At 67.4% G+C, this 4158-nt stretch carries 4 protein-coding genes and 2 pseudogenes; 2 read left to right on the top strand and 4 right to left on the bottom strand.

What is annotated here, in order from left to right:
- A pseudogene (locus tag ABZ154_RS34775) lies at positions 1 to 212 on the top strand (IS630 family transposase); the annotation flags it as partial.
- On the opposite strand, the gene ABZ154_RS34780 reads toward ABZ154_RS34775, so the two are convergent.
- The 4 genes and pseudogenes from ABZ154_RS34780 to ABZ154_RS34795 all read right to left on the bottom strand — a co-directional run bounded on the left by ABZ154_RS34780 (position 209) and on the right by ABZ154_RS34795 (position 3517).
- Positions 209 to 490 (bottom strand): hypothetical protein, encoded by a 282-nt coding sequence (locus ABZ154_RS34780; protein WP_356838450.1) that lies wholly within the window; start codon positions 488 to 490, stop codon positions 209 to 211. The pseudogene ABZ154_RS34775 and the gene ABZ154_RS34780 sit on opposite strands and share 4 nt — an antisense overlap.
- Positions 491 to 1024: 534 nt before the next feature.
- Positions 1025 to 1564 (bottom strand): annotated as a pseudogene (locus tag ABZ154_RS34785) (RHS repeat-associated core domain-containing protein); the annotation flags it as partial.
- Positions 1565 to 1642: 78 nt separating this feature from the next.
- Positions 1643 to 2542: a recombinase family protein gene (locus tag ABZ154_RS34790; protein WP_356838451.1), complete on the bottom strand. Its 900-nt coding sequence runs from the start codon at positions 2540 to 2542 to the stop codon at positions 1643 to 1645.
- Positions 2543 to 2908: 366 nt separating this feature from the next.
- Entirely contained in the window at positions 2909 to 3517 is a 609-nt protein-coding gene (locus tag ABZ154_RS34795; protein ID WP_356838452.1) for an ABATE domain-containing protein, read from the bottom strand.
- Between the two features lie 93 nt (positions 3518 to 3610).
- On the opposite strand from ABZ154_RS34795, the gene ABZ154_RS34800 reads away from it, so the two are divergent.
- Positions 3611 to 4158, top strand: a 548-nt coding sequence (locus ABZ154_RS34800) for an MBL fold metallo-hydrolase (RefSeq protein ID WP_356838454.1), incomplete at its 3' end; no start/stop codon positions are given.

Raw genomic sequence — 4158 nt, forward strand, 5'->3', positions numbered from 1 at the left:
TCAACCTCGTCGAGCGCTGGTTCGCCGAGCTGACCTCCCGCAAACTCCGCCGCTCGGCCCACCCCAGCGTCGTCGAACTCGAACGGGACATCCGCAGCTGGATCAACGAATGGAACAAGAACCCCAAGCCGTTCGTCTGGACGAAGACCGCCGACGACATCCTCGACACCCTCGCCGCATACGGCACACGAATTAACGACTCAGGACACTAGGGAGTAATGAAGGGGAGGATGTCTGTTTCTTCCAAGATGTCGACCATATCCAGGCCCTGAGCGGCCGCGCGCACTTTCTCGTACTCCGCTGCGGTGATGAGGACGCGGAAGAATTTGATGATGCGAGAGAAGTCATCCAGAGCCATTTCGGCTTCGTCGTGCTTGATGACTTCGGCAGCTGACCTCAGGGCATTTTGAGCCGGGTGAGAAGATTCCAATCTTCCCCGGACTTCAGCGATCACCTCACTGAGAATTTTTTCCGGTTCGCTTCCTTGCATGACTTCCCCTTCTTCGCGTCATATTTTCGGGAGGCTACTGAACGTGCCCCCGGGACAACGAAATCCCGGGGGCACGGCGCTCGTAAACTACCTACTTGTTTCCCGTCACCGACTGGGGTTGATGTAGGCGGACATCACACCGACGGGCTTCCCATCAGGTGCCGCGAAGGTTCGATAGAACACGCTAACCGTGTACTTCGTCTTCGTGCGACTGCAGGAGCACTTCTTCTTCGAGTACGTGTAGGTAATATCCCACTTGCCATCCATGGAATTACCCCACTGGTAGAACCAACTGCCCTTCACCAGCGCCTTCTTGAGGTCGCTGATCATGGTGGATTCCTTGCTCCAGGAGCTGGGCTTGCCCTTGCCGACGTGCCGGTCCCTGATGTGCTCGAGACCGAACTTGGTGTACTTCTTGCTGACCTTGGTCCGGCTGCCCTCGCGGATGGTCTTCCAGTGGCTCCCAGGCGACCGGGACCACATCAGGATGCGCCACTTGTCGCACTTCTTGAAGGGGTTACCGAACGCTCCGCAGCGGCCGTCGAGGTCGATGCCGTTGACCGGGTCGGCGCAGCCGTAGTCATACGCGTTGCAGTTGCCGCCGAAGACCGGATCCGACTGGAGGAAGCGGCCTGTGCTGGGATCGTAGAGGCGGACACCCATGAGGGTGATGCCCGACGGCGTCTCGCTTGAACGCTGCTTGCCGCCCAGCCAGCCGTAGCGGGCGGACGCCTGACCGGTGCGAGCCGCGCCGTTCTCGTCGCTGTCGAGGGCGACTGGGGCGATGCCCGTGTCCAGCGGAAGCTGCAGCATGACGTCGCCGTGGATGTTGGTCAGTTGCAGAACGGTGCCACCGGTCTTGGTGGTGGTGGCGCCCAGGCCGCCACCGGCAGCAGCAACGTTACGGGTGACCGCGCCCGTCGCTGTGTCCTCGATGACCCACCGCGGGCTGTCCTCATCGTTCGCGTAGTGGTTCAGCTTCGAGGAGGTCTGGGTCCAAGTGCCGCCGCTCTCGCTGTCCCTCTTCCACGAGCGGAAGCGCAGGTTGGCGTCGAGGAGCCAGGTCTGCCGCTTGTTCGGCCTTGGGGCACAGCGGTACAGCCGTTAACGCTAAGCCGGTGATCACGGGGTCAGGGCAGGTCGTGGGCGGGACTACCGCAGCTCGGCGTTCGGGTGGGGCTGGGCCTGGAGCCGTTCACGGAGGTCGATTTCCTCGGGGGTGAGCGGGTCCTCGGGCCGGCGGATGCGCACGGGCTCGGGCCGCAGCGGCAGACCGTCGTCGGCCGCGGCTTCCTCGGCTTCCGCGAGCGCCCGGTACAGCGAGGCGACCGACGGGGACTTGCCCGCGTTCTTCCCGGTCTTGATGGTCAGCTTCTTCGCGATCTCGGGGACGGGGACGCCCTTGTCCTTGAGCGCAACGGCGAAGGTGAGCATGTCGTCGTCGATGACCTTCGGGCGGCCGCCATGGTTGCCCTTGGACGCGGCGATGACCTGGCCTTCGAGGGTCTTCTCCCGGATGTAGTTGCGCTCGATCTGCCCGGCCACGGCGAGCACGGCGAAGAACATGGCGCCCATGCCGTTGGGGTCGTAGATGCCGGTGAGCGGGCCGGTGAGGAGTTCGAGCTGGATGCCGCCGGCCTGGAGCTCGGCGGACAGCGTCATCAGCTCGGCCGCGTTGCGCGCGAGGCGCTTGAGCTCGTGAACGGTGAGGATGACCGGGGTCTCGGGGGCGGCCTCCTTGAACTGGTGGGCCAGGGCGAGCGCCTTTTCCAGCTCGGGCCGGATTTTCACCCGGGTGCTGATCTGCTCCTGGAAGACTTTGTGGCACTGGGCCCGGTGGAGGGCTTCGAGCTGGCTCGCCAGCTCCTGGCGTGCGGTCGAGGTTCTGGCGTACCCGATGCGGACCGGGCGCTCTGTGCGGGGCGCGGGCACGGCGGCGAGCGCCGGGCCCTGCTTCCACGCGCGGCCGGGGTGGCGGTCGGCGGGGACGAGGACTTCGAGTTCCTCGCGGAGCGCGGGGACGAGGACGAAGCGGGGGGTGTGGTACTTCACGGCGGTCTTCCCGCCGCGGGTGCGGCAGGCGGAGCCGGCGGGCGCGTCACAGTTCGGGCAGTCGTGACGTTCTACCGCCAATGCGGCCCGATCGGGCGTGTGATCCACCCGGGAAGTCTCTCAGAAGTACCTCGCACAACGTGCGGGTTTCGAGAGGACTTTTGCGAACGGCGACCTGCGGAAACGTGATCACTGCGGGGGGTCTCGCAGAACTCTCACAGATGAACGTTTGTGAGAGAGCCCGAGTCAGAGCGGTGATCTTCAGTGATCAAGCGCCCGGCCGCCGGTCGATAACCGGAAGCAGCCTGCTGAAGGTGTTTCGCGTGGCCACCGGGCGGTCCGCAAGAGGGGCCTGGGGGCGGTGCGTCAGTCCGAGGCGCCGCTGCGCCGGGCATAGGCGCGGGCGGCGCGGACACGGTCGCCGCAGCGTGTGGAGCACCAGTGGCGTCGGCCGTGGGTGCGCAGGAGGAACCGGTCGCAGGGTGCGGAGCCGCAGGCGGCGAGGATGCCGGCGTCGGGACCGGTGAGCAGGTCGGCGGCGTCGGCGGCGAGGGTCGCCAGTGCGTGATTGACGGCCTGGTCGGTGGGGTGCGCCTGGACGCGGCGCAGCCCCTGGGCCCCGTCCCAGGCGAGGAGGGGGGCGGTGGGCACGGCCGTGAGGGCCTCGTTCACCGCGTGCAGGGATTCCTCGGGCGGGGGCGCGCCGTCCACGCGCGCGGCAAGTAGGGCCCGGACCTGTCCGCGCAGGGTGCGCATCCGCTGGGCGCAGAACTCGTACAGCTGCACGTCCGGGGTGGTCAGGTCGTGGGCGGCGAGCCAGCGCATGGCGGATTGCGGGGCGGCGAGCAGGTCGTAGCTCTGGCCGGCGGGCAGGGTGGCGGCGGTGTCGGCGAAGCCCAGGGAGCGGTACCGGTCGGCACCCGGTGCCGGGGGCAGAGCAATCGGCGCCACGTCGGCGGCCAGGGTGTCATCCATACTTCTCATGGTAGCGCTTGCGTTTTTCCGTGACACCTGCCTAGCCTGGTGTCACGCCAACCGCAGGTTTTTCTCGTGAGAAACGGAGACATGATGTCCCAGCTCGACGCCAACCAGTTCCCGGTCCGCACGTTCGGCGGTCCGACCGCCCTGTTCGAGTACGGCGGCCTGCGCTTCCTGACCGACCCCACCTTCGACGGCCCCGGCGACTACCCCGCGCCCGGCGGCCCGACCCTGGTCAAGACCGCGCCCTCCACCGCTACGCCCGCCGATGTCGGCCCCGTCGACGTGGTCCTGCTCTCCCACGACGAGCACGCCGACAATCTCGACACCTCCGGCCGCGCCCTGCTCGCCGACGTCCCCCTCACCCTCACCACCCCCGCTGGCGGCGAGCGCCTCGGGGCGAAGGCCAAGGGCCTGGCCGACTGGGAGACGGTAGAGCTGGAGCGTCCGGGCGGCGGCACCATCACGGTGACCGGCGTCCCGGCCATCCACGGCCCCGGCGCGCGTGAGGAGATCGAGCCCTTCGCCGGCCAGGTCGTCGGCTTCGTCCTGACGGGCGAGGGCCTGCCGACGGTCTACGTCAGCGGCGACAACGCCTCGCTCGACGCGGTCAGGGAGATCGCCGACCGCTTCGCCCC

Source organism: Streptomyces sp. NPDC006261, assembly GCF_040613515.1.
Lineage (GTDB): Bacteria > Actinomycetota > Actinomycetes > Streptomycetales > Streptomycetaceae > Streptomyces.